The 25,142-nt window shown below is 68.8% G+C and carries 23 protein-coding genes, 1 tRNA gene and 2 pseudogenes; 18 read left to right on the top strand and 8 right to left on the bottom strand.

All coding sequences use genetic code 11. The features are described 5' to 3' along the window. Positions 1-504: 504 nt before the first annotated feature. The gene (locus JEQ17_RS15920) at positions 505-1,461 is read right to left on the bottom strand and encodes an AraC family transcriptional regulator (RefSeq protein WP_234048217.1); all 957 of its coding nucleotides are present in this window, start codon (positions 1,459-1,461) and stop codon (positions 505-507) included. Between the two features lie 424 nt (positions 1,462-1,885). Between JEQ17_RS15920 and JEQ17_RS15915 the strand changes: the two genes are divergently transcribed. From JEQ17_RS15915 to JEQ17_RS15895, 5 genes are all read left to right on the top strand, one after another. Further along, a complete protein-coding gene (locus JEQ17_RS15915; protein ID WP_200395870.1) occupies positions 1,886-3,406 on the top strand; it encodes an ATP-binding protein in 1,521 nt (506 codons plus the stop codon). Further along, positions 3,403-3,819, top strand: coding sequence for a roadblock/LC7 domain-containing protein (locus JEQ17_RS15910; RefSeq protein WP_055616679.1), 417 nt, complete (start codon positions 3,403-3,405; stop codon positions 3,817-3,819). Before JEQ17_RS15915 ends, JEQ17_RS15910 begins: the two co-directional genes overlap by 4 nt. Beyond that, the gene (locus JEQ17_RS15905) at positions 3,816-4,175 is read left to right on the top strand and encodes a DUF742 domain-containing protein (RefSeq protein WP_151478137.1); all 360 of its coding nucleotides are present in this window, start codon (positions 3,816-3,818) and stop codon (positions 4,173-4,175) included. The genes JEQ17_RS15910 and JEQ17_RS15905 overlap by 4 nt, the downstream gene beginning before the upstream one ends. Then, positions 4,153-4,830, top strand: coding sequence for a GTP-binding protein (locus tag JEQ17_RS15900; RefSeq protein ID WP_200395869.1), 678 nt, complete (start codon positions 4,153-4,155; stop codon positions 4,828-4,830). The genes JEQ17_RS15905 and JEQ17_RS15900 overlap by 23 nt, the downstream gene beginning before the upstream one ends. A 62-nt stretch (positions 4,831-4,892) precedes the next feature. After that, a complete protein-coding gene (locus tag JEQ17_RS15895) occupies positions 4,893-6,203 on the top strand; it encodes a cytochrome P450 (protein WP_200401509.1) in 1,311 nt (436 codons plus the stop codon). A 418-nt stretch (positions 6,204-6,621) separates the two neighbouring features. Here the strand turns inward: JEQ17_RS15895 and JEQ17_RS15890 are convergent, their stop codons facing one another. Beyond that, complete coding sequence (locus JEQ17_RS15890; protein ID WP_200395868.1) at positions 6,622-7,872, bottom strand: cytochrome P450 family protein; 1,251 nt, start codon at positions 7,870-7,872, stop codon at positions 6,622-6,624. 198 nt (positions 7,873-8,070) lie between these two features. On the opposite strand from JEQ17_RS15890, the gene JEQ17_RS15885 reads away from it, so the two are divergent. The 6 genes from JEQ17_RS15885 to JEQ17_RS15860 all read left to right on the top strand — a co-directional run bounded on the left by JEQ17_RS15885 (position 8,071) and on the right by JEQ17_RS15860 (position 16,175). Beyond that, complete coding sequence (locus JEQ17_RS15885; RefSeq protein WP_200395867.1) at positions 8,071-8,454, top strand: hypothetical protein; 384 nt, start codon at positions 8,071-8,073, stop codon at positions 8,452-8,454. Positions 8,455-8,697: 243 nt separating this feature from the next. Continuing rightward, positions 8,698-9,924 (top strand): MFS transporter, encoded by a 1,227-nt coding sequence (locus JEQ17_RS15880; protein WP_234048216.1) that lies wholly within the window; start codon positions 8,698-8,700, stop codon positions 9,922-9,924. 74 nt (positions 9,925-9,998) lie between these two features. Next, a complete protein-coding gene (locus JEQ17_RS15875; RefSeq protein ID WP_200395866.1) occupies positions 9,999-11,765 on the top strand; it encodes a glycoside hydrolase family 35 protein in 1,767 nt (588 codons plus the stop codon). After that, positions 11,765-14,293 (top strand): beta-galactosidase, encoded by a 2,529-nt coding sequence (locus tag JEQ17_RS15870; RefSeq protein ID WP_200395865.1) that lies wholly within the window; start codon positions 11,765-11,767, stop codon positions 14,291-14,293. Before JEQ17_RS15875 ends, JEQ17_RS15870 begins: the two co-directional genes overlap by 1 nt. Positions 14,294-14,424: 131 nt before the next feature. Continuing rightward, positions 14,425-15,513 (top strand): LacI family DNA-binding transcriptional regulator, encoded by a 1,089-nt coding sequence (locus JEQ17_RS15865; protein ID WP_200395864.1) that lies wholly within the window; start codon positions 14,425-14,427, stop codon positions 15,511-15,513. 128 nt (positions 15,514-15,641) lie between these two features. After that, entirely contained in the window at positions 15,642-16,175 is a 534-nt protein-coding gene (locus tag JEQ17_RS15860) for a MarR family winged helix-turn-helix transcriptional regulator (RefSeq protein ID WP_200395863.1), read from the top strand. A gap of 33 nt (positions 16,176-16,208) precedes the next feature. Here the strand turns inward: JEQ17_RS15860 and JEQ17_RS15855 are convergent, their stop codons facing one another. Beyond that, a complete protein-coding gene (locus JEQ17_RS15855) occupies positions 16,209-16,955 on the bottom strand; it encodes a DUF4142 domain-containing protein (RefSeq protein WP_200395862.1) in 747 nt (248 codons plus the stop codon). A 261-nt stretch (positions 16,956-17,216) separates the two neighbouring features. On the opposite strand from JEQ17_RS15855, the gene JEQ17_RS15850 reads away from it, so the two are divergent. Both JEQ17_RS15850 and JEQ17_RS15845 read left to right on the top strand, forming a co-directional pair. Continuing rightward, entirely contained in the window at positions 17,217-17,894 is a 678-nt protein-coding gene (locus tag JEQ17_RS15850) for a hypothetical protein (protein ID WP_200395861.1), read from the top strand. 66 nt (positions 17,895-17,960) lie between these two features. Next, a complete protein-coding gene (locus JEQ17_RS15845) occupies positions 17,961-18,740 on the top strand; it encodes a DUF1963 domain-containing protein (RefSeq protein ID WP_200395860.1) in 780 nt (259 codons plus the stop codon). On the opposite strand, the gene JEQ17_RS15840 is transcribed toward JEQ17_RS15845, so the two are convergent. Together JEQ17_RS15840 and JEQ17_RS15835 are read right to left on the bottom strand one after the other, a co-directional pair. Next, entirely contained in the window at positions 18,647-19,036 is a 390-nt protein-coding gene (locus tag JEQ17_RS15840; protein WP_200395859.1) for a hypothetical protein, read from the bottom strand. The two genes, JEQ17_RS15845 and JEQ17_RS15840, sit on opposite strands and share 94 nt — an antisense overlap. Next, a complete protein-coding gene (locus JEQ17_RS15835; protein ID WP_234048215.1) occupies positions 19,033-19,326 on the bottom strand; it encodes an SDR family NAD(P)-dependent oxidoreductase in 294 nt (97 codons plus the stop codon). The genes JEQ17_RS15840 and JEQ17_RS15835 overlap by 4 nt, the downstream gene beginning before the upstream one ends. A 331-nt stretch (positions 19,327-19,657) precedes the next feature. Here JEQ17_RS15835 and JEQ17_RS15830 point away from each other — a divergent pair. After that, positions 19,658-20,199, top strand: a pseudogene (locus JEQ17_RS15830) (helix-turn-helix domain-containing protein); the annotation flags it as partial. A gap of 196 nt (positions 20,200-20,395) precedes the next feature. On the opposite strand, the gene JEQ17_RS15825 reads toward JEQ17_RS15830, so the two are convergent. After that, positions 20,396-20,698: a hypothetical protein gene (locus tag JEQ17_RS15825; RefSeq protein WP_200395858.1), complete on the bottom strand. Its 303-nt coding sequence runs from the start codon at positions 20,696-20,698 to the stop codon at positions 20,396-20,398. A gap of 218 nt (positions 20,699-20,916) precedes the next feature. Between JEQ17_RS15825 and JEQ17_RS15820 the strand changes: the two genes are divergently transcribed. Genes JEQ17_RS15820 through JEQ17_RS15810 form a run of 3 tightly spaced genes read left to right on the top strand, consistent with a single transcriptional unit; the run spans position 20,917 to position 23,869 of the window. Further along, a complete protein-coding gene (locus JEQ17_RS15820; RefSeq protein ID WP_200395857.1) occupies positions 20,917-21,543 on the top strand; it encodes a phosphoribosylanthranilate isomerase in 627 nt (208 codons plus the stop codon). 5 nt (positions 21,544-21,548) lie between these two features. Further along, complete coding sequence (locus tag JEQ17_RS15815; RefSeq protein WP_200395856.1) at positions 21,549-22,745, top strand: phosphoribosyltransferase-like protein; 1,197 nt, start codon at positions 21,549-21,551, stop codon at positions 22,743-22,745. Next, entirely contained in the window at positions 22,742-23,869 is a 1,128-nt protein-coding gene (locus tag JEQ17_RS15810; RefSeq protein ID WP_200395855.1) for a hypothetical protein, read from the top strand. The genes JEQ17_RS15815 and JEQ17_RS15810 overlap by 4 nt, the downstream gene beginning before the upstream one ends. A 22-nt stretch (positions 23,870-23,891) precedes the next feature. On the opposite strand, the gene JEQ17_RS15805 is transcribed toward JEQ17_RS15810, so the two are convergent. Further along, positions 23,892-24,365, bottom strand: coding sequence for a hypothetical protein (locus JEQ17_RS15805; protein ID WP_200395854.1), 474 nt, complete (start codon positions 24,363-24,365; stop codon positions 23,892-23,894). A 106-nt stretch (positions 24,366-24,471) separates the two neighbouring features. On the opposite strand from JEQ17_RS15805, the pseudogene JEQ17_RS50030 reads away from it, so the two are divergent. Continuing rightward, positions 24,472-24,699, top strand: a pseudogene (locus tag JEQ17_RS50030) (tyrosine-type recombinase/integrase); the annotation flags it as partial. A gap of 246 nt (positions 24,700-24,945) precedes the next feature. Here the strand turns inward: JEQ17_RS50030 and JEQ17_RS15800 are convergent. Further along, positions 24,946-25,017: transfer RNA gene (locus JEQ17_RS15800), tRNA-Arg, on the bottom strand. Positions 25,018-25,142: the final 125 nt, after the last annotated feature.

The following is a 25,142-nucleotide window of genomic DNA, read 5'->3' as shown; positions in this document are numbered from 1 at the left end:
TGGGGTGGGTGGGGGATCGGGACGGTGCGCTGCGTGCGGGCCGGTGGGGGCTGGCCGCGCAGTTCCCCGCGCCCCTGAAAGCGGGTGCGTGAGGCCGGTTTACCGGGTGCCGGCCGGTGGGGGCTGATCGCGCAGTTCCCCGCGCCCCTAAAAGCAACGGTGGCTGGGGCCTGTTCGCCACCTGACGGGCCGTCCGTCTTGGGTTGCTCGCGCCGTTCCCCGCGCCTCTGACGGGGCGCTGCCCGGCGTCCCCTCTCCCCCCTCGCGGGGGCCGGATGGTTCGTCGGCCGGAGGGGACGTGGTGGGATGTGTGGCCGCAGCTTACGAGGACATCAGTGGGCGGTCACCGGGCGGCAACTGCGTTTTACGTCAGCGGCTGCGGACGGACATCCCGCCACGGCCCCGCACCCAGGCCACGAGCCGAAACCCCCACCCACCCAAGGGGCGCGGGGAACTGCGCGACCAGCCACAACGCACCCGCAGCCAAACACGAACCCAACCCCCTCAACGCACCCCGTGCCGCATCTCCCGCGGACTCACCCCGAACCGCTGCCTGAACGCCGTACTCAACGCGCTCGCGGACGAGAACCCCGACGCATACGCCAGATCCGTGATCGTCATGTGCTCACACTCCCCGCACTGAAGCCGATCCCGCACAAGCCGCAACCGCTCCTCACGGATCAACTCCCGCGGCGTGGTCCCCACCCGCTGCAACGCCAGCTGAATCTGCCGCAACGACCACCCCAGCGCCCGCGCCATCGACGTCCCGGTGAGCCCGGGATCCGCCGCGTGCTCCCGCACGTGACGGCGGACCACCGCCTCGACCTCCGTCAGATGCCCGGACGAGTCGGGCCGGTCGTCCCCGACAGTGATCATGCACAGCAGCTCGACGATCCGGTCGGACACGGCGTTGAACTCGGTCGTCGTCAGACTCTCCCGCTCCGCCGACAGGCTCTCGAGCATGGAGCCGACGACCTTCCCCAGCCCGGTCGTCAGATCGATACCGGTCGCCAACGGCGATTTCCGGTTGAGCGGCCCGTCGATCTCACGGGCGGGTATGGAGAAGATGATCCCCCGCAACGACGCGTCGTGGAGCAACTGGAACGGCGCCCCGAGCGTCATCAGACTCCCCGCACCGGGCGCGAGCCGCGCCTCCTGGTCGTCCTGCCGCAGCACCAGCTCCCCGGAGAGCGGAAGCAGAAACCGGTAGTCGGGATCGGGCTCCTGCCGCACGAGCCGCGGCGTACGGACGTACTCGATCTTGTCGCAACTCCAGTCGACGATCTGGTACGTGTCGGTGCCCTGCCGGATCATCTCGCCGCGGAACGTCTCGGGGCTCGCGTATCTGAAGTCCATCCGCGTCTGGTAGGACCCGACATGCTCGCTCCAGAAGTCGGTCCGCTCACGCGGATCCACCTCACCGGTCGTCTGCGACTCCACGATGTAGGTTCCCGCGGGCAATGCGCTTCCTCCGCCCAGAGTGAGCCCGGCCGCAGCCGACATCGCCTGATCAACTGGAGTTCTGGCCACGGCAGTTACGGCTCGTAAGCGTAGTGCACACATTCCGTTTACGTGGTCCGAGCGCGACAAACGAGTGGCCGACGGCACACACCCAACACACGCGCACACGACACACGCGCACACGACACACCCGCGCACGCACGCCAACCGGCGCTCGGAGCCACTCGCGCGCCCCGCAAACGACGACGCGCCCGACGGTGCGCCTCACGGCAACTTCCTTGCGCGCGCGGAAAAGTGCGCGCGCCCGCTCGCGACTACCGTCGGGCGCCGCGTCCCCCATCTCCCCACGCCCCTCATCCCGCACACCCAACACACCCACCCCTCAATCACCACCCTCCCCGCCTTTGAGAACTTCGAGGACTCCATGAAGGAACAGATACCGGAGGCGGTGTTCTGGTGCGTGGCCGTCGGCCTGCTCGCCGTCACCGTGCTGCTGGTGCGCCAGCGCGGGATCACCGCGCGGCTGCGCCGACGCACCACCGAGTTGGCCGACGACGTGCGCGCCCGGGAGGACGAGGTACGGCACCTGGTCGCCGTACGCCTCCCCGCGCTGGAGGACCACGGCCCCCAGCAGCCGCTCGCCGGCGTGGGCCTGCTCGACGCCAGACTCTCCGGCAGTGGCTTCGCGAAGTCCCTCGACCATGTGCTGGAGCGGTTCGCCACCGCCGTGGAGCACGCCCAGTCCCGCGCCGACCAGTCCGCGAAGGCCGCCCTGAAGTCGTCGATGCGCTCGATCCAGGCGCTGGCCAACGAGCAGCAGGTCGCCATCTCCGACATGCAGGACCGCCACGACCGGCCCGACGTGCTGCGCGACCTGCTCGAGATCGACCACGCCAACGCCCAGTTCGGCCGCCGCGCCCAGGCCATCGCCGTACTGTGCGGATCCTGGCCGGGCCGTCAGCGTTCCACGTCCGCGCTGATCGAGGTCGTCCGCGGTGCCACGTCCCGCATCCGCGACTACCGGCGCGTACAGATCCACGGCCAGGCCGACATCGCCGTCGAGAGCCGGGCCGTCGAGCCGGTCGTGCTCACCATCGCCGAGCTGCTCGACAACGCGGCCCGCCACTCGCAGCCCAACACCAAGGTCGAGGTCAACGTCCAGTCCGTGCACAACGGCGCCTGCGTGATCATCGACGACGCGGGTGTCGGCATGGACGCCCACGCCACCGAGCGGGCCGCCGCCCTGCTGTCCGGACGGCACGCGGTGGACGTCACCCGGCTCGACGACCCGCCCCAGTTCGGGTTCGCCGTCATCGGCGTGCTCGCCGCGCGTTACGGGTTCAGCGTCTCCGCCGACACCCGCTCCCCGTACGGAGGCGTCCGTGCCGTCGTGTTCCTGCCGTCCGCCCTGCTCACGCACCGGGACACCGCGGAGGAGCTGCCGCCCGTGACCGCACCGCCCGCCCGCGCCTCCGCCTCCCGTACGCCGGCCGCGTCGGCCCGTACGACCGAGGCCGCCCGCACCACCGAGCCCGCCGGTCGTACGCCCGCGTCCGCCGATACATCCGAAGCGGCGCTCGCGCCGTCCTCCGTCGCATCCACATCCGCCGCATCCACGTCCGCCGCATCGGCATCCGCCGCATCCGCCTCCGTCGACGACTCGGTGCCCGGCCGGTCCGCCGGGCTGCCGCTGCCCGCCGAGACGGCTGCCGCGGCCGCCACGGCGACCACGGCCGGTGGACTGCCCAAGCGGCGCAGGCGGGCCCAGGCGCAGGCGGAGCCCGCCGCCGGAGCGCAGGAGCCGCCCGCGCCCCTCGACGATCCCGGCGACCGCTCGGCCGAGGAGACCGCCCGCCGCATGGGTGCGTTCGCCCGCGGCACGCTCCACGGCCGTGCCGCCCAGGACACCACCCCCCACGAAGACGAAGGGAACATCCAAGGATGATCGAGCCCACCACGAACAACGAGTTGGGCTGGATGCTCGATGAGGTCCTGAAGGTCCCCGAGGCGCGTCACGCGATCCTGCTCTCGGCCGACGGCATGCTCCGGGCCCACTCCGCGGACATCGGCAGGGACGACGCCGAACGGCTCGCCGCGGGGCTCTCCGGCGTCCAGTCGATCAGCCGCAGCACCGCAGAGTTCTGCGGCAGCCCGCACACCCCCTGGCGGCAGACCCTGATCGAGTTCGCCCACGGATATGTCTTCCTCGTGGCCGCCGGCGAGGGCGCCTACCTCGCGGTGTCCACCACCGAGCACGTGGACATGGAAGCCGTCACGTACCGGATGCACAAGCTCGTCGACCGGCTCGGCAAGGAACTGACCAGCCCGGCGCGTCGGGACGCCGGCAGCCCGGCATGACACCGCCCAGGCGTCCCGGAGGGAAGCTGGTGCGGCCGTACGTCGTCACGGACGGCCGCTCACACCCGACCCGCAACACCCTGGACCTGGTCACGCTGCTGATCGCCGCCGACGATCTGCCGCTGACCGGACTGAGCCCGGAGAAGCGGGCGTTGATGGAGCTGTGCAGGCCCGGCGCGCTGTCGGTCGCCGAGGTGGCCGGACACCTGGCGCTGCCGGTCAGCGTCACCAAGGTGCTGATCGCCGACCTCATGGACAGCGGCCACATCGTCACCCGCGCCCCCATCCCGTCCGCCCGGCCGTCCGAGACCCGCATCCTCCAGGAGGTCCTCGATGGGCTCCGCGCCCGCCTCTGAAGACAGCCCCGCCGGGGGCGTCTACCTGCCGAGCGGTGTGCAGACCGCCGTCAAGGTCCTGATCGTGGGGCACTTCGCGGTCGGCAAGACCACCTTCGTCGGCGCGCTGTCCGAGATCCGGCCGCTGCGCACGGAGGAGGTCATGACCCAGGCCGGCGCGCTCGTCGACGACCTCGCGGGCACGAAGGACAAGACGACCACCACCGTCGCCCTCGACTTCGGCCGCCTCACCCTCAACGACTCCCTCGTGCTGTACCTCTTCGGCACCCCGGGACAGCAGCGCTTCACCGAGCTGTGGCAGGACATGACCCGCGGCGCGCTCGGCGCGCTCGTCCTCGCCGACACGCGCCGCCTCGGCCAGTCCTTCGACGTCATGGGCGTCCTGGAGGAACTGGGCCTGCCGTACGCCGTCGCCCTCAACGACTTCGACGACGCCTCCGCCGAGCACGACCTGGAAGAGGTCCGCGAGGCGCTCGACCTGCTCCCCGAAACACCCCTCGTACGGTGCGACGCCCGCGACCGGATCTCCTCCACGCACGCGCTGATCGCCCTCGTCGAATACCTCCTCACCCGCAATGCCGGCAGAGCCGACGACAGTGCCGGCGCTGCCGGCCCTGCCGGCAGTCCCGGCGACAGTGAACTGGAGCACGCGTGACCTCCCCCGAAGCCCCCGGCCCCGTCTCCGCGCCACCTGAGGGCTGCCCCTTCCACCACCCCATGTACGGCCCAGAGTTCGCCGCCGACCCTGGTGCCCTCTACGGGAAGCTGCGGGCGCACGGCAACACCGCGCCCGTCGAACTCGCGCCCGGCGTCCGCGCCACCCTCGTCACCGGGTACGAGGCCGCGCTGCACGTTCTGCGCAGCCCGGAGACGTTCTCCAAGGACCCCCGCCGCTGGCGCGACCTGGCCGACGGCACCGTCGCGCCGGACAGCCCGGTCGTGCCGATGATGATGTACCGGCCGAACGCGCTGTTCACCGACGGCGAGGAGCACCGCAGGCTCCGCGGCGCCATCACCGACAGCCTGGCGCGCGTCGAGCCCAACACCCTGCGCGGATACGTCGAGCGCAGCGCCGACACACTGATCGACCTGATCGCGCCGCGCGGCGAGGCGGACCTGCTCGGTGAGTACGCCCAGGTCCTGCCGCTGCTCGTCTTCAACCGGCTCTTCGGATGCCCGCCCGACCTCGGTGAGCGGCTCGTCGAGGGCATGTCCGGGATCTTCGACGGCGTGGACGCGGAGAAGGCCAACGAGCTGCTCACCGTGACCCTGCTCGACCTGATCGCGCTCAAGCGCGCGCGGCCGGGGCAGGACATGACGTCCTGGATGATGGCCCATCCGGCCGCCCTCACCGACGAGGAGATGATCCACGAGCTCGTCGTCCTCATGGGTGCGGGCACCGAGCCCCAGCAGAACCTGATCTCCAACGGGCTGCGGCTGCTGCTCTCCGACGACCGGTTCGCGGGCAGCCTGGGCGGTGGCAGCCTGCCGGTCGAGGACGCGCTCGACGAGGTCCTGTGGACCGATCCGCCGATGGCCAACTACGCGGTGCACTATCCGATTCGGGACGTCGTGTACGAGGGGACGCTGTTGCGGGCGGGGGATCCCGTCGTCATCAGCCTTGCCGCCGCGAACACGGATCCGGCGCTGACGAATGATCAGCGTGCGGGTAATCGCGCCCACTTGGCGTGGAGCGCGGGTCCGCACAACTGTCCGGCGCAGAGCCCGGCGCGGTTGATCGCCGCCGTGGCGGTCGAGAAGCTGCTCGACCGGTTGCCTGATGTCGAGCTCGCGGTGCCTGTGGGTGAACTGGAGTGGCGGCCGGGGCCGTTCCACCGGGCGTTGGCCTCGTTGCCTGTGCGGTTTCCGGTGGCGCCGGTCAGTGGGGAGGCTGTGGCCGGCCGGGAGGGTGTGCGGCGGCCCGCCCTGCCCGCGCCCGCCGGATCTCCTCCGGAGGCCCCGGCCGCCGAGACGGCTCGCGCCACGGGGACGTGGGCGCGACTGCGGGCGTGGTGGCGCGGGGAGTAGGCGGCGGGTTCGGTTCGTTGTCGGCTGCGGGTGCGTTGTGGCTGGTCGCGCAGTTCCCCGCGCCCCTGGGTGGGTGGGGGTTTCGGCTCGTCGCTGGGGTGCGGGGCCGCGTCGGAATGTGCGTCCGCAGCCGCTGACGTAATGCGCAGTTGCCGCCCGCTGACCGCCCACTGTTGTCCTCGTAAGCTGCGGCCACACATCCCGCCACGTCCCCTCCGCCCGACGGACCATCCGGCCCCAGCGAGGGGGGGGAGAGGGTGACGCCGGGCACCGCCCCTTTCAGGGGCGCGGGGAACTGCGCGACAAGCCCCCACCGGCCCGCGGTCGACGAACGAGCTCAGCCCCCGCTCACCCAGGGGCGCGGGGAACTGCGCGACCGGCCCCCACCGGCCCGCAGCGTGTCCCCCGGCCGGAGCCGTCAGCTCTTCGTGAGCCTCGCCGGCAGGCGCCGGTGGCCGTTGGAGATGAATGAGGCCACCGGGCTCAACTCCTGGTCGGGAACGGCGAGTTCGAGGTCGGGGAAGCGCTCGAAGAGCGCGGGCAGCGCGATGCGGGCCTCCATACGGCCCAGCGGAGCGCCGAGGCAGAAGTGGACCCCGTGCCCGAAGGCCAGATGCTCCTTGCCGAGGCGCGTGACGTCGAACCGGTCGGCATCCGCCCCGTGGTCCAAGGGGTCGCGCCCCGCGGCCGCGTACGCCGCGAGAATCGCCTCACCCTTGCCGATCACCACACCCTCGGGCCCGCCCAGTTCACCGATCGCCAGGTCCTCCACCGCGTACCGCAACGGCAGACTGGCCACCGGCGCCTGCACCCGCAGGGTCTCCTCGATCACGTCGTCCCAGGTGGCACGCCCCGCCCGGACGTGCGCCAGTTGGTCGGGGTGGGTCAGCAGAGCGTGGATCGCGTTGTCGATGAGGTTGACCGTGGTCTCGTGCCCCGCGCTGATCATCAACACCAGCGTGTCGAGCAGCTCCTGCTCGCTCAGCCGCGTGTCGCCCTCGTCGTCGCGCGCGGCGATCAGCGCGGAGGTGAGGTCGTCCCCGGGCGACTCCCGCTTGGCGGCGACGAGTTCACCGAGGGCCGCGTACAGCCTCGTATAGATGTCCGTGACCTCCTCCGGGGTCGCGGCGGTGTTGAAGATGCCGTCCACGACGGCCCGCAGCTCCGCGCCCTTCTCCTCGGGCAGCCCGAACAGCTCGCTGATCACCTGGATCGGCAGCGGATAGCAGAACTCCTCGCGCAGATCGACGACCTCGCTCCGCCGCCCGGCCTCGTCGATCCGGTCGAGCAGAGTCTTGGTGATCTCCTCGATACGCGGCTGGAGCGCGGCCGTCCGGCGGGCGGTGAACGCCTTCGCCACCAGGGTCCGCAGGCGTTTGTGCTCCCCGCCGTACGCCGTGAACATGTTCTGCACGGCGACCCAGGTGAACAGCGGCCACTCCGGGGAGATCTCCCCGTTGATCCACACCGGCCAGTGCTGCCGCGGGTCCTTCGACACCCGTGGGTCGGTGAGCAGCTTCTTGAGCAGGTCCGTGCTGCTGACCGCCCAGGCCTCCACACCGTCGGGGAGTTCAACGCGTGTCACCGGACCGCGCTCGCGTATCCGTGTCGCCTCGCCGTGGATGTCGCGGCCGGACGGGTCGATGACGATGGAGCCCTGCTCTGACATGGGAGCCTCCCGGTATCTGAAACGCGAACCGCGCGAACACCAATACGGCGAGTGACGTTACGCGGCCGTAGGGTTCGCGAACGAGAGCGCGTCGGACGTGCTGCGCATGTCGACAAGTTCCCTACGCGTACTGGCAAGTCGGTGATTCGGCTCCGCCCTAGGGTCGTCTTCCCCGGGCGAGAGGCGGTGAGCCGGACCATGCCGAGCAGTGATGCCCCCAGGTGGCTGCGGCCCCTCGGCCCGGAGGTGCGGACACTCCCGGCCGGCGAGTGGTGGGACGCGGTGCGTGTTCCCCTCGTCACGGGCCTGGGCATCCTCGAACACCTCGGCCCGCGCACGGGAGCCGTCATCGAGGACGGCTACGGCGGCAGCGGCATCCTCTACTGGCTCGTCCCGCCCGGCGAGGCCGCCGACTGGGACCTCCCTCCGGCCCAGATCCTCGGCTCCGGCTCCCATGTGGCCATCCCGCCGCGCCACCGTACGTACGCCCCCGGTCTGCACTGGCGGGTGCCGCCGACCAGGACCCGGCACTGGACGGACCCGGCCGGCCTCCACGCCGCCCTGCGCGCCACCCTGTCCTGACCGCCGCCGGGCGTCCGAGCCGGACTCCCGCCCGGGTCCGGACCTCTCCCGCACTGTCTGCCGCGGAGATCTTGACGGCTTGAGTTACCGGTAACATCATGGTTCTCGTAGCGCTGCCGCCGGCGTCCGGGCCGGCTAGTCGCCCACGGGAGCGTGGGCCGTCCACTGGAGTCCCGCGTGAGTGACCACGTGACAGGCCCGACGACCGCGCAACCGGTCGCGAGCGTCCCGAATCATGCCCAAGTGGCCCCGGAAAAAGCCGTGTTCAGCCGGGCGGCCGTCGTCGCCTCCTGCGTCGGCTTCGTCCTCATCGGTGCGCTCCAGGCCCTGTACGGTCCCGCGATCCCCGCCTTCCGCGAGGAGTTCGGGCTCTCGCCCTCGGCGGCCGGGCTGGGGCTGAGCGCCCACTTCGTCGGCGGGGTCGCGGGGGTCCTCCTCTTCGACCGGCTGTACGGGCGGCTCGGCAACCGGCAGATCCTCGGAGCGTCGTATCTGCTGATGGCCGTCGGCGCGGCGGGCTTCGCGCTGGCGCCGAACTGGCCCCTCGCGCTGGCCGCGGCCCTGCTCGCCGGGCTGGGCTTCGGCGGCATCGACTACGGGCTCAACCAGCTGTTCGCCGTCGGCTTCGGCCATCGCTCGACCGCCATGCTCAACATCCTCAACGCGCACTTCGGCATCGGCGCGATCCTCGGCCCGGCCCTGATCGGCCTCGTCGGCTCCGAGCACTATCCGGCGGTCTTCCTCGTCTTCGCCGCCGCCAACCTGCCGCTGCTGCTCTGCCTCAAGGGCGTACGCGACCATGTGCCACATCCCGCCACCGGCGAGCCGGCGCAGGAGCGGGGCGGACGGCAGGTGCTCGGCCGCAGCCTCGGGTCCGTACTCGCCGTCTTCGTCACCCTCTACGTCCTGCACGTCGGTATCGAGGCGGGCGTCGGCGGCTGGGAGCCCACCCATCTGGAGACGGTCGGCTACGGCGCCGGGGTCGCCGCCACCGCCACCTCCGTGTACTGGCTGATGATGACCGTGGGCCGCTTTCTCGTGGCACCGATCGCACTGCGCTACTCCGCCCAGGCCATCATCACCGTCTCGTGCGCCGGCATGACGGTCTGCCTGCTGCTGGCCGCCGTACCGGGGCTCGCCCCCTACGCGTACGCAGGTGTCGGGCTGTTCATCGCACCGATCTTCCCCACCGGGCTGCCCTGGCTCAACAGGGCCGCCCCGCGGGCCCGTAGAGCCGGAGCGGTGGTCATCGCCGCGTCCATGGTCGGCGGAGTCGCGGCCGGACCCGCGCTCGGCAAGGCCATCGAATGGTCCGGCGTCCGTGCGGTGCCCCTCCTGCTGTGCGCGGTCTCGGCGGTGTGCCTGGCGGCCACGGTGTGGCTGATCCGTGCGACGCGAACCGCCGATGCCGTGGCCGATGCCGATGCCGAAGCCGAGGCCGGTGTCGGTGTCGACGCCGGTGTCCGCTGAAGAGCACTCCCGTCCCCGGTCCGGCACGGCCGGGCCCCGCTGAACCTGGTTGAACCGAAAGGAAGTTCCCCACCATGTCCGCTCTGACGACTTCGTCCGACGGTTTCCTCCTCCACGGCGAGCCGTTCCGCATCATCTCCGGCGCGATGCACTACTTCCGCATCCACCCGGACCAGTGGACCGACCGGCTCCGCAAGGCCCGTCTGATGGGCCTCAACACGGTGGAGACGTACGTGCCGTGGAACCTCCACCAGCCGGAGCCCGGCACCCTCGTCCTCGACGGCTTCCTCGACCTGCCGCGCTTTCTGCGCCTCGCCCGCTCCGAGGGACTGCACGTCCTGCTGCGCCCGGGACCGTACATCTGCGCCGAGTGGGACGGCGGTGGCCTGCCCTCCTGGCTGACCACCGACCCCGACATCCGGCTGCGCTCCAGCGACCCCCGCTTCACGGACGCGCTCGACCGCTACCTCGACCTGCTGCTTCCCCCGATCGTGCCCCAACTGGCCGCGAACGGCGGCCCGGTGATCGCCGTACAGGTGGAGAACGAGTACGGGGCGTACGGCACCGACACCGCGTACCTCGAACACCTCGCCCAGTCCCTGCGCTCGCGCGGCATCGACGAACTCCTCTTCACCTGCGACCAGGCCAACCCCGAGCACCTGGCGGCCGGCAGCCTGCCCGGAGTCCTCGCCACCGGCACCTTCGGCAGCAGAATCGCGTCCTCACTCGAGCAGTTGCGCGCCCACCAGCCCGAAGGGCCCCTGATGTGCGCGGAGTTCTGGATCGGCTGGTTCGACCACTGGGGCGAGCCGCACCACGTGCGGGATGCCGATGACGCCGCCGCCGATCTCGACCGGCTGCTCTCGGCGGGCGCCTCCGTGAACATCTACATGTTCCACGGCGGCACCAACTTCGCCTTCACCAACGGCGCGAACCACGACCACGCGTACGAGCCGATCGTGACGTCGTACGACTACGACGCCGCCCTCACCGAGTCCGGCGACCCGGGCCCCAAGTACCACGCCTTCCGCGAGGTGATCGCCCGCCACGCCCCCGTCCCCGACGAGCCGGTCCCGGCGCCTTCTCGCAAACTCCCGCTCACCTCGGTGGAGTTGGACCGCCGGGCGGCACTGCTCCCGCACGCGACCGCCCTGGCCAAGCCCGTACGCGTCGACGCCGACCCGGTGACCGCGGAGGAGCTGGGCCTGCGGTCGGGTTACGTCCTGTACCGCACCACGGTCCCGGACCACGGTGACGGACTCCTGCACTTCTCGGGCGGTGTCGGCGACCGTGCCCAGGTCTTCGTGGACGGCGCCCCCGTCGGCGTACTCGAACGTGAACGCCATGAGGAGGCGCTGCCGGTGCGCGTTCCGCGGGCCGGTGCCTCGCTCGACGTGCTCGTGGAGAACATGGGCGGCGTCAACTACGGCCCGCGCATCGGCGCGCCGAAGGGGCTGCTCGGCCCGGTCACCTTCAAGGGCACGGCTCTGCGGGGCTGGGACTGCCATCCGCTGACTTTCGACAACCTGGGCTCCGTGCCCTTCGCCCCGGCGTCCGAAGCGCCCGAGGACGCCGGTCCCGCCTTCCACCACGGCACCTTCGAGGTCCGCGCGCCCGCCGACACGTTCCTCTCCCTGCCCGGCTGGACCAAGGGCCAGGCCTGGGTCAACGGCTTCCACCTCGGCCGCTACTGGAACCGCGGCCCGCAGCGCACGCTGTACGTCCCGGCGCCCGTACTGCGCCGCGGCACCAACGAACTGGTCCTGCTGGAGCTCCAGGCCACGACCGGCCCCCGCGCGCTGCTCACCGACACGCCCGACCTCGGCCCGGTGAAGCCCTGATGCCCCACCACTTGCGGGTTCCCGCGTCCGTCCCACCGCCGTTAGCGGGCCATCTCCCCTTCGTCGACGCCCCCGGCGTCCCCGACCCGATCGAGGTCACCAGCCGGTACCTCACCCGCGGCGGCCGCCCCTGGTTCCCGGTCTCCGGCGAGTTCCACCACACCCGCCACCCGGCCCGGCACTGGGAGGAGGAACTCCTGAAGATGAAGGCGGGCGGTGTGACCGCCGTCGCCGGCTATGTCATCTGGATCCACCACGAGGAGGCCGAGGGCCGCATCCGCTTCGACGGCGACAGGGACCTGCGGCGCTTCGCCGAACTCTGTGGCCGCCACGGCCTGGACTTCATACCGCGGATCGGTCCCTGGTCCCATGCGGAGGTGCGCAACGGCGGCCTCCCCGACTGGCTGCTCGCCCGCGCCTGCACCCCGCGCACGGACGATCCGGCCTATCTGACCCCCGTACGCACCTGGTTCGAGGCGATCGCCGGGCAGTTGCGCGGGCTCGACCGCGCGCACGGCGGCCCGATCGTCGCGATCCAGATCGAGAACGAGCTCTACGACCGACCGGGCCATCTGCTGACGCTGAAGCGCATGGCCCAGGAGGCCGGGCTGAGCGCCCCGCTCTGGACGGCGACGGCGTGGGGCGGGGTCCGGCTCCCGCCCGACGAACTGCTTCCGCTGTACGGCGGCTACCCCGAGACCTTCTGGACGGAGGCGGACGGCGGCTGGCCCGACACCTGCCGCAAGCATTTCTTCTTCACCCACCGGCGCGACGACGAGGGCATCGGCGCCGATCTGCGGCCGACGACGGTACGCGGTGGCGACCCGGCGGCCCTGGAGGGCCGATTCCCTTGGGCCACCTGCGAGTTGGGCGGCGGAATGGCGGTCGCCTATCACCGCCGCCCGCGCGTCGACGCGGCGGACGTCGGCGCTCTCGGCCTCACCAAGATCGGTTGCGGCTCGGTGTGGCAGGGCTACTACATGTTCCACGGCGGCACCAACCCGCGGGGCGAGCTGACGACCCTCCAGGAGTCCCACGCCACCGGATATCCGAACGACCTCCCCGTCCTGACGTACGACTTCCAGGCGCCGCTCGGCGAGTACGGCCAGTACCGGCCCACGTACGACGAACTGCGGCTCCAGCACCTGCTGTTGGCCGACTTCGGTCAGCTGATCGCGCCCATGCAGTCCGTGCTTCCCGAGCGGCGGCCTGCCGGGCAGTACGACCGGGAGACGCTCAGGTGGGCGGTCCGCGCGGACGGGCAGTCCGGGTTCCTGTTCGTCAACAACCATCAGCCGCACGAGCCGCTGCCGGACCATCCGGACACGTCGTTCACGGTGGAGTTCCCGGACGCCGGTGAACTGACGTTTCCCAGCACTCCGGTGACGGTCCCTCAAGGAGCCTATTTCTGCTGGCCGTTGCGGCTCGACGTGGGCGGGCTGCGGCTCGACTGGGCCACCGCCCAGCCCGTCTGCACGGTCGACGCCGACGGCCGTACGGTCCTGGTGCTGGCCGCGGTCGACGGGATCGCCCCCGAACTCGCCCTGGACACCAGCACGTTGAAGTCGGTCCACGCGCCGACGCGGCAGGTCTCCTCCGTCGGCGGCCGCGTCCTGATCACCGGGCTGCGGCCCGGCACCGACGCCTTTGTCGAGGTCACCACGACGGACGGCAACCAGGTCGGCCTGCTGGTGCTGGACGCGGCGACCGCGCGGACCCTCTACCGGGGTGTCGCGTGGGGAGCGGAGCGGCTGGTGCTCTGCTCCGACGGTGTCGTCTTCGACGAGCACGCCGGGGACGGTCGGGGTGGGCAGGGTGAGGTGCGGGTGCACAGCCGACGGGCCGGGGAGCCGTCGTTCGCCGTGCTGCCGGCGCCGGAGCGGGCGCCGGTGGTGGCGGGGCCGAGCGGGGGGTCAGCGGCAACCGGCGGCACCGGGGCGGTAGTTCAGGAGACGGCGGACGGTGTGTTCACGCGCTACACCGTGCTGGGCGCCGGCCGTCACGCCGTCGTGGAGGCGTCGGCCACGCTGGTCCGGGCCTCCACGGGACCCGCGCCCGAGCCGGTGACGGGTGTGCAGGGCCGGGCGAGCGCCCCGGTGGACAAGCACTTCGACACCGCGGCGGCGGCCGAGTACGACATCGCCGTACCGGACGGCCTTCCGCGCCCGGACACCCTCCTGCGCGTCCACTGGACCGGAGACGTGGCGCGGGCGTACGTGGGGGACACGCTCGTGGCGGACCAGTTCGCCTCCGGGCGCGTCTGGGACATCGCCCTGGACCGCCTCCCCGCGGACGCCCTCCGCGAGAAGGGCCTGCGGCTGCGGGTGCTGCCCCGGCACGCCGACGCCCGGGTGTACGTGGCGGCGGAGGCGGGCGGAGACGGAGGAGGAGAGGTGGCGGCGCGGACGAGCGGAGAAGGGGCAGGAGCGGTGGAGAGGCCGACGAGCGGAGACGGGGGAGCGGTGGAGGCGAGGATCGGGCGCGTCGAGTGGGTGACGGGCCGCACATGGGTGATGCGGGCGGGCTGAGCGCCGGGGCCCGGCCGTCGGGTGAGCCCCGAGGCCCGGCCGCCGGGGCCCTTTCCCTCCCGGCGGCCTATCCTGTGGGCCAGCCGGGCGGGGCACGACCGCCGGGACGAACCCGAAGGACATCACCCGTCATGACCCGAAGTGCCGGTGACGGCGCGCCGCCCCAAGGCCCTCCCAAGGACCTCCCCAAGGGCCGCAGCCGCCGCAACTTCGCGGGCGCGCGGCCGGTGATGGACGACGTGGCGCGCCTGGCCGGCGTCTCCAAGCAGACCGTCTCCCGCGTACTGAACGACAACCCGTCCGTCCGCCCGGAGACCCGCGAGTCGGTCCTGACGGCGATGCGCACGCTCGGTTACCGCCCGAGCCGCAGCGCGCGCTCCCTGGCGAGCGGCAGAACGCGCATGCTGGGTGTGATCTCCTTCGACGCGGCGCGCTTCGGCCCCGCCTCGATCCTGACCGCGATCAACACGGCGGCCCAGGAGGCCGGTTACCTGGTGAGTTCCATCGCGCTGGACACGGCGGACCGGGCCACCGTCGTACGGGCCGTGGACACGCTGTCGGCCGAGGGCGCTGACGGTGTGATCGCCATCGCCCCGCAGCGCTGGGTGGGCAGGGCGCTGGCGGAGGCCCAGCTGGACACCCCGCTGATGGTGCTGGAGAACGACCTGGGCAAGGACGCGTCCTTCGTCACGGCGGACAACCGCGCGGGCGCGCGCAAGGCCACGGAACATCTGCTGGCGCTGGGTCACGCGACGGTCTGGCACATCGCGGGCCCCACGGGCTGGCTGTCCGCGGACCGGAGGGTGGAGGCCTGGCGGGCCGCGCTGGAGGCGGCGGGGGCCGAGATCCCCGAGCCCCTCATCGGCGACTGGAGCGCCGACTCGGGTTACGAACTGGGCCGCCAACTGGCCGCCAGGACCGACGTCACCGCGATCTTCGCCTCCAACGACCAGATGGCACTGGGCCTGTTGCGGGCCCTGTACGAGGCGGGGCGCCATGTCCCGGGCGACGTCAGCGTCGTCGGCTACGACGACATCCCCGAGGCCGCACACCTGCTGCCCCCGCTGACCACGGTCCGCACCGACTTCCCCGAGATCGGCACCCGTTCCCTGCGCCTGCTCCTGTCCCAGCTGGACGGCCCGCCCGAGCCGGCCGTCGGCCGCGTCGTACCGGTCGAACTGATCGTGCGCAGGAGTACGGGACCGGCGCCGGGCCGCTGACCCGTACCCGGGCGACCCGGGCGACCCGGGCACGGCAGGGCCGTCGACCTCGTACGCGGGTCATGGACAAGGAAAATCTGGGCGGATCAGGTGCGTGGTCGGGCACCTCGGCGGGATAGAAAGGACACATGCCGGAGCACGAAACCCCCGCCGGGGCCATGGACGATGTCGACGCGGTGACCCATGCGGTGCTGACCGCCTCCCGCCTTCTCGTCGCGGTCTCGGCGCGCTCGCTCGCCGAGGTCGAGGAGCGCGTGACGCTGCCGCAGGTGCGGATGCTGATGGTGCTCGCCACCCGCGGCGCCACGAAACTCGTCACGCTCGCCGATCTCCTCCAGGTCGCGCCGTCCACCGCCATGCGCATGATCGACCGGCTCATCGCCGCCGGGCTGGCCGACCGCCAGACCAACCCCACCAACCGCCGCGAGACCCTGCTGCAGCTCACGGAGGAGGGGCGGAACACGGTCGCGAACGTGACCGCCCGTCGGCGCGCCGAGATCTCCGCGATCGTCGAACGGCTCACCCCGAAACAGCGCGAGGCACTCGTCGACGCGCTGACGGCGTTCAACGAGGCGGGCGGTGAACCCCTGGCCCCGGCGCTGGACGACGCGGACCCGTACCCCTTGGGCTGGGTGGACGTGCCCGCAACGCACGAGGCCTGAGCCCTCTTTTTTCTGTGGCTGATGCCGCTCGGGTCACCCGGCGCTCGGGCTGGGAGCCGGCGTCGGGGAACTCGTGTTCACATCCAGCCCCGGAGGCTCGTTGAGTACGAGAACGGGTGAGCCCGGCTGCGGCGCCGGCGGTGTCATCTCGTCCTTGGGGAGCTTCGGCGGGGTGGTCTGCTGGAAGTTGACCTGGTCGTAGTTGACGAGTTCGGTCTTCTCCAACACGGTGATGTGGTCGAGAACGGTGTCGTTGGCCAGGTCGGCCAGCTGCCGGATCATGGTGTTCTGGGTGCTGGCCCGGATCTTGGCGATGGTCGGGAAGATCTGCCCGTGCGTCACCCGCATGATGTTCACCGCGGTCGTGTCGAACTGTTTGCCGTTGCTGCCGTCCACCGTCGCCACGAACTGCTGCTGTTGCGGGCTGGCCTGGTTGGGCAGGGTGATGCCCAGCTCGGGAGCGATGTTCCGGCACATCTCGTCGAGCCCGGAGTGCCCCGCGACCAGATGCTCCCCGGCCTCCTTCATCTCCGGGGTCGTCCCCCGCTCCATCGCCATCAGCCCCAGCGGGTGCTCCCACAACCCCGCCGCCCGAACCTTGATGACGAAGTCCCGGTCGGCCTCCGTCAACGGCCCGTACCGGGTGTTGGCGATGATCCGTGCCTGGTCGGTCGTCGTCTTCTCGATCCCGACGAGGGCGGGGTAGGCCAGCGCGGTGAGCGTCACGGCCAGCCCACCGATCACGAATACGGTTCCTGCCGTGCGTTGCGTTACGCGCATGGTGCCTCCTGGGTGAACGGCTCGGTCCACAGGGGGTACGGATGAGAAGCACAATGCAATCATTGCGCAGGGTAAATTTTGCACTCTGCCGCTCGTGCGGCTCCCTCAGCTCCCTCGGCTCGTCCCGTCCTCCCGCCGACGGGTCGTACCTTCCAGTACGCCCCTAGGGTGGTCGGGCATGGGAACGGCCCACACCATCTCTGTTCGGGGGAGGGCGCCATGCCACGTCCGCGCCATGCCAGGTGGTCGATCTTCTTGATCATGACGTTGGTCGCCGCGATCCAACTGGGGTCGATACCCAGTGCTTCCGGTCACGGTGACCACGGCGGTGAAGGCCGCGTCGTCGAGCCGCGCAAGAAGATGGACGGAGTGACCGGACGCGATGCCATGGGGGAGGGCTGGTACCGGACGTTCACCCTGCCCGCGGCGGAGAACCCGTGGTTCGAGAAGGGCGAGCGGTGCGTGAAGCTCGGACGCACCGGCAAGGTCCTCCTGGCCATCGGAAACGGTCCCCCGCAGAACTGCACCGTGAAAGAAGGAACAGCGGTGTTCGTCCACGGGATCACGACTGTCTGCGACGACGTCGAGGAGCCTCCGTACTACGCGGTCGGCGAAGCCGCCCAACGCAAGTGCGCCCGGGCCGACCTCCGTGCCACCACCGAGTCGGTGCGGCTCACCGTCGACGGCGGCAAGGCCATCGATCTCCAGAAGCGACGCTTCGCGATATGCGCACCGCAGCAGGCGGTTCAGCTGCGGCCGGACAACTTCCTGGGCATACCCGCCCAGCCCGCGACCTTCACCGCCTGCGGGTGGGTGGCATGGCTGACGGACCTCGCGCCGGGCCGGCACGTCCTCCGGTCGGAAGCGACCTTCGTCGGCGGAAGCGAGCCGCACGTGTGGGCTCCCGTCATCAACGTGGTCCGCAAGAACCACCGTTGAGGACCTTCGGGCCGCGGCGACCGGACGATCCGCGGCATGTCAGTGGCCCGTGGCACGATCGCGGACATGACTTCGATCGACGAACCGCTCCTGCTCAAGACGGCCGCCGAGTACGGCGTTCCCGGCCCCGTCGCACAGGAGTTGATGGCCCGGACCCGGCCGTGCCTCTATCTGGTGCTGGACAGGGAACTGCCCGAATCCCAGCGGGGAAGCGCCCGCCCCGCCGCACGAACGGGCGGGCTCCCCGCACTGCCGGAAGGGGTGGACTGGCCCGAGGGCAGAGAGCCGCTCGTACTGAGCGTCGACTGCGCGGCCCTGCCCCAGGGCGTCCTGGACGTCGAACTGCCCGCCGACGGTCAGCTGTTGTTCTTCACGCACATCTCGTACCCGCCCGAGTCGTCCGCGGTACTCCATGTCCCGGCAGGAGCACGCACCACGGAGCGCGCGGCGACACACGAATGCATGGGTGAGGCCATGGAGACCACGGTCTACGAACCACGCACCCTGTATCCCGTGCCCGGACTGACCCTGGACGGTGACTGGGAAGGGGGCCCGCAGACCAGCGCGTTCCTGGACGGCGACGGAGCCGAAGAGGTGTTGGAGAGTTTCGAGGAAGCCGTCCTCGACCTGGCCTATGGCGGAAGCCGTCCCGGCGTCTGCGTGCAGCTGGGCGGGTTCTCCGACCCGTGGGACATGGCACCGGACGAGGGCGATCTCGTACTCTTCGCACAGCTGGCCGGCCAGGCGATCGACTACGACGTATGCACCATGAACCTGATCGTGGGCACACGGGAGGCCATCGCGTCCGGACGGTATACCGACCTCGTGTACGACCAGCAGACCTGATCCGGGCCTTGGTCGGCCTCGTCGGTCTTGTTGTTCTTTTCGTCCTCGCCGGGTGCGGTCGCTCGGGCGGGTGCGTCCTCATAGCCCCACCAGGACTCGGTCTGCGCCGGGACGAGCAGCATGGCCGGGAGTTCGGGATCACGGGCGCCGGCGTAGTTCATCCGGACCTCGCAGAGGTCGACGGTCTGTTCCGGGTGGCCGTGCGGGACGTAGATCTCGGCGTGGTGGGCGGCCTCCAGGCAGGTCTTCAGGTGGGCCGCCGGGTGAGCCTTCGGGTACGTCTCGGGGTGGTTCATCGGGTGACCGCCGCGCCGACGAGCTCGGCGGTGGCGTCCCGCAACCGACCGGCCAGGGCGTGATCGAGGCCGGCCTTGCCCGGCCGACGGATGGCCGGGGACCCCCGGAAGCCGCCCAGGCCGTCGTCGGGCCCGACGTAGGAGTTGCCGGGGACGTCTTCGGTGGCGGCGTACGGCAGCGACAGCGCGCCACGCTCCGGGTCATTGGTGAGGAACGCAAACCGGTTGATGACGTTCGACCGGGACTGGGCTGTCGGCGAGGTGCGGGCGATACCGGGGCTGGCAAGCACCGAACGAACGGGGCTGCCTGCGACGGTCAACTGGCGCTGCAGCTCCAGTGAGACAGGACGACTGCGAGCTTCGACTGGGTCTTGGCTCCGTGACCCGTGACCCGTGACCCGTGACCCGTGGTTCGGCGGTTGCGGTTCAGCGGTTGTGGTCTGGCTGTCGTGGGTTGGCCGCAATGGGTGTTGGCCGCCATGGGCTGGCGGTTATGGGTACGAGGCGACCGGTGATCGCATCGCCAGTGAACTCGCCGCACCACGGGCACTGGAAGGACATGCGGAACCACTGAATGGCAGGTCGTGGCCAAGCCGCGCGGGATGGCCAACGATGAGGACCATGGGCCATACGTTCGATCGCTCGTCCCTAGGCGCCTTCCTGAGCACCCGTCGGACGGCACTGCAACCGGAGGACGTCGGACTGCGCCGCGGACAACGCCGACGCGCTCCGGGCTGCGCCGCGAGGAGGTGGCGGAACTGTGCACCATGCCCGCCGACTACTTCGTCCGCCTGGAACGCGGCGACGGCCCGCAACCGTCGGAGCAGATGATCGCGGCGATCGCCCGCAGCCTACGCCTGACCCCCGACGAACGAGACCACCTGTTCCTGCTCGCGGGTTACCGAACGGCCCGCCGCGACCTACGCGTTCAGCATGTGAGCCCCGGCCTGATGCGGGTCATGGACGGCCTGTCCGACACCGACACCACCGCGCAGGTCATAGGCCCGCTGGGCGAGACGCTGCTGCAGACCCCGTCCGCGATGGCACTGCTCGGCGAGCAGACCCAATACACGGGCAACGCCCGCATCGCGACCTGCCGTTGGTTCACCGATCCGGCCGCCCGTGAGCGCTACGCCCCCGAGGAACACGACAACAACAGCCGCACCAACACAGAAAGCCACGAAAAACGCACCTTGAAGTCCTGGGCACGGACCGCTTCGCGGCCGAGGCCGAGTGACACCCCGCCCTGAAATCGACGGCACTCTCTTGATCCGCAATCCGCTGAGTCCTTGTGAAGCTCAGGCTGGTAGTCAGGCAGACGTGCTGGATGGCCAGCTTCCCGGTGCTCAAGTCGCGCTGCTACCGCACCACTTGGATCGCTTGCCGGGCACTGGCGTGGTCCAGGTGGCTGAACGCGGCGACTTTGAGCCGGTAGATCTCTTCGCGGTGGTGGGAGTGGTCGCGGGTGCGGTGCCCGAGCGGGACGTCCCGCCACGGCAGCTTCCTGACCTGGGCGTACAGGCCGTGACGGTTCTTATTCACGACAGTCACGTAGTGAGCGCCGCGGCCGATCGGACAGGCCCCGTGATCATGCTTGGTGTGCAGAGGGTCGGTGGTCACCACCGAGTTCTTCAGATCCAAGCCGTCCAGCAGGTGTGCCAAGAAGCGGACCGTTGCCGGCAGTGCTTTTCTCGCAGAGTTTCAGGGAAACAGAAGGGTTGGCGGACACCTGGATGGGTTAGGTATCGGTGCGTAGTACTCGAAACGACGCCCGATGCAACCCCGTCGCCCCGAGCCCTACGGAGGTCGCCATCAGCGAGAGCACGCGCGGCACGTTCGTCAAGGGGTGTCGAGTGAGGGAATTTGACTCAATCCAGCTGATGGCCGAACTGGGGTATGAGTTCGTCGGTCTACATGCGATCACGTCGCTGGAGATCCCGGACTTGGCGCAAGCCCGGCGGCTCGCGGAGCTGACGGCGGAGCACGGTTTGGCGATCAGTCCGGTGCTCCTCACCAAGGTCGTGGACGTCGCACAGATCACTCGGGCGCTCGCGTATACCAGGATCAATTGGCTGCAGCTGCATCACCAGTGGTCGATGAGCGGCCTGGTGGAGCTGCACAACGAGTTACGCAGGCATGGATCCCCGGCCGGGATCATCCTGCTGGTCGACCCAACGACAGCTCTGGACCGGCGGCTTGTCGACGAACTCCTGCACCTGGTGGACTTCGTGATCCTTGACCACAGTGCGGGCGGCACCGGGCGACTACTTTCGTCCGATTCCGTCCGGCGGGCTCTGGAGGTGATCGACCCGGGTCGGGTGTTCATGGCCGGAGGGCTCGACGCGGGCAATGTTGCCGAGATTGTGCGTCGATACAATCCGTACGCAGTCGACACGCAGAGTGGACTATTGAATTCAACCGGAAAGCAAGACCCCGAAAAGTTGGCAGCGTTCATCCGCGCAGTTCGCGGTGCTTCAGCGGGCGAGCTTCTACCGGAAAAGCGGTAAAGTCGGTGCGATATGGCGATTCGTATGGCCCGTTCTCGGACTACTCGGCCCCTTTTTGGGAGAGTATTGACGTATCTGCCATTTCTGACGAGCATGTGGTCTCGAAACTGCACCTGCTGGACAACTTGGAGGTTTCGTCCCCCTATCGAGGAACTTCCGTTCCTGTATGGCGTCGCATCTGGAAGTCCCTTGATTGCCTGGATCACTTCAGCGACGTACCTCAGGAATGGAAGCACGCGGCACTTTTTCTTTTCGCTAACACGGTATACCTTCCACAGGTTTTGCTGAACGACGCCTGGAGGGCGTTGTATCTAGAACTCTGCGAAAGGGAACTCGGCTGCGACTCGGTCGGAGCCCGTCAACGAATACTTGACAGCATTCATATCTTCGAGAATGACCCCAGCGCCATGACTGGAACGTTCTGCCACGTCAATGGGCTCGAGGGGCGGTTGGACAATCAGCGGCTGCAGCGGGTCGAGGGCGTCGACAAGTTGGCCGATGTGCTCCTCGATCTACTCAATCCGGCTAAACGAGACCGGGCGAGAGCCATGCTGGTTCCGTTGTTCGCCAAACCGTATTGGGTTATTCTGGTTGATAAGTCATTGAGTGGCCATTCCCTGGAAACGGATCTGCGGCGGTTGGCCATCGCGCGGAGCATTGCCGAAAAAGTGGGATTCAAACCGCCGAAGGTAGTGGTGCTGTGCCAGGTTCTCACCAGCAAGGCTGTCGATGCGATCCAGGCGATTGTCCAGGATCTTCCGGCCGGCGCGCTAGCGTGGTATTGCGCGGTACTGTTCGATGACCGACACAGTATTACCCACCCCGACTCAACTCTGATAGCTGATGTTGCGATAAGAGAAAGCGCGCTCGAGCTGTGTCACTGGTTTTCGGCGCGCTTCATCAAGTCGGATAGCAGACTAGCGCGAATGCGTGATCGAAGTGGCGATGACCTGGAGTTTGGTTACCGCGCCTGCGGGCTTACCCTCGTTGACTACTCCAATTGCCCGACTGACTCATTGCCGATCTTCTGGTATGCGACGGAGCCGACCGCCGAGGACATATATGTGGGCCCCTACGTGCGAGTGCACTCCAGAATTGGGAATCAGAGTGCTGAGCCCTCGTCGAACAAGTGGATCGACTTGGAATCCAACCAAGATATTGTGGACGCTTTACGCGACTCGGCCCAAGGTGGAGCCTCATGACAAATCTCCGCGTCGGCGACCTGAGTGTAGTTCGGTCCATCATCCGAGAATGCTCTCGTAAACAATTGGTGGTGATCCTGGCGCCGAATTTTGAGGAGCGGTCCACCCTGTGTTGTGAAGAGCTGCTCGACATGATTCGAGCCGAGTATCACGCCCACCCGGGTGCCGTGCGTATTAACTGGATCATTTTTACCCTTCAGGGCAGACACAGCCCCACGTTCCTGGATGCAATCAAGGCAGTGAATGTTCGCAAGGTGATTCGATCGCTGCATTTATCGGAGCAGCGGGACAGAGTGGTGCACAAGATTCTAGAGTATCCGATTGACCAGGGCAGGTTCGTCAGCGAATTGGCGCTGTTGATGCGTGGAATATCGAGAATCGATGAGCTGATCGTTGACTACTCCGCTTTTCCTCGAAACCTCCTCTCGGCGTTGATAGAAGAAGTCGAAAAGTCTGGAGATTCGAGCAGCAAGTTTCCTCTGGTAGAGAACGTCACGTTGCTTTATGCATGGTCGGAGAGCTATCCGAAGGCGGCGGGTCCAGAGCTTCTGGGCGAAGTGGTCGGCCACTTCAGCCGCTTGCCTCTTCGTAGCCTGCTTGACGGGCGCAACCACGCTGAAGTCGTAATCTTCGCGGCAGGTACTACGCATGACACGTTTTCCCTGCTTGAATCAGTCCGAGACAACGGAATGGGGAACCAGATCGGAATTCATCTGGTCAACTTCGTTCATACGGACAACTTGCTGGAATCGCGCCTAAAGCTGCGTAACCACTACACGATACTCCGGGACGCGCCATTGCACGGTGTGCAGGTTCGCTACGTCTTTACCGTGCGCCATGCGCTGGCATACATGCGCGATGTGGCGCGGATTTGTGTGCAGGCTACTGAGGAGGGTTCGCGGTCACTTCTGGCGATTGGCTCATTCGGGCCGAAGCCAATCGCCGTTGCCGCTCAGTTCGTGGTCCAGGAATTCTTGCGAAAATGTAGCTCGGTCGGCGATGCGCGGGCTGACGTTCTCAACAGCAGAGGGTCGCAATATCTCTCACCCTACTCCCTTGGATCAAGCAAAATCGGAGTATTCGAGTATCAACCGAGAGGGAACTCGACGTCTTTCCTGGAGTAACGTCGAGGGGTGGCCGTCCATCCTAGCCCGCACCGCCCCTGCCCAGCCTCTGCCTCGCCTCAATGATGAAGGCATCCGTTTCGTCGGCCGAACGCTGAGCCCGGGTGGCGAGATCCTCGGCATCGGTGGCGTCGAGGATCTGGATGGTCAGTTCCACCAACTCGCGCGCACGCCGGGCGAAATCCTCATCGTCCGTGACCAGCTGTACCCGGTACATGGTGCTGCGGGCGGCTGCCCTTAGCCGCCATGAATCGGACCTCGCTCGTGCGTACTCGTCACTGTCGGCAGGGCTCTCACGGCGGGTCGTCCACCTGATGAGTTGACCTCCGCGGAGATCTGCCACGCTCTCGACGAGCGCACCGTAAGCGCCGATCCTCTCCGCGCGAAGCCGTTCGCGGGCGGTCATCGCATGGATGTAGACCGCCTGACGCTTCTGGAAGTAGTAGGTGAGCGCCGAACCGAGCAGTGTTCCGAGTACGGCGATGCCTGTCACCACGGCTGGTTCCATTGCCGAATCATCCCTCACAGCGCGCATGGCTGGGGTACGCGTGCAGGAAGAGTCCGGCTATGGTGCTCCTCTCGAATTGCCTTTCCGTATGCCGTCGTTCTCGCGAATGTGGAAGCAGACGCGAGAGCCGGCGCTCCTGCCGGAACAGGTCTCGTCCGTGCTCGCTTTCCGGCCGAACGACCTACGGTCGGCGGACGTCTCGTAGTGGCTCAACTCCGGAGTACCGGCACCGGACGTGGCCGCTCGCGCGGGTCACTCGGTCGACGTGCTGCTCAAGATCCACGCGAAGTGCATCGACGGCCAGGAGCACGAGATGAACGACTCACACGGCACTCACACGAAAGCCTCTGAGATCCGGGGCTTTCGCCGTATCGGAGGTGTGTCGGAAGCTACGCTCAAGAGGCCGGAAACGGTCACTGACCTGCCGCGAAGCCCCGCAAGATCAACACGCTATTACAACGTGATCGCTGGCAAACGGCTGCTTTCGGCGGCATCCGCCTGCACATACGCCAAGACCCCGTCCTCAGCTACGCGCTGATGGCGGGGTCTCTGGGCACCTCATACAGGGTGCCCCCGGCAGGATTCGAACCTGCGCACACGGCTCCGGAGGCCGTTGCTCTATCCCCTGAGCTACGGGGGCGTGTCGGGCGCTGTGGTTGCGGCGACGGGTAGAACCCTACCAGCTCTTTCGGGGTCGTCATGAACGGGTTTTGGGGGTCGGGGAGGGGGTGTCGGGGGTCGTTCCGATCTTGAGTGACGGGCGGG

This window comes from Streptomyces liliifuscus, assembly GCF_016598615.1.
In the GTDB taxonomy this organism is placed as follows: Bacteria; Actinomycetota; Actinomycetes; order Streptomycetales; family Streptomycetaceae; genus Streptomyces; species Streptomyces liliifuscus.
This window is presented reverse-complemented; position numbering and strand designations above follow the sequence as displayed.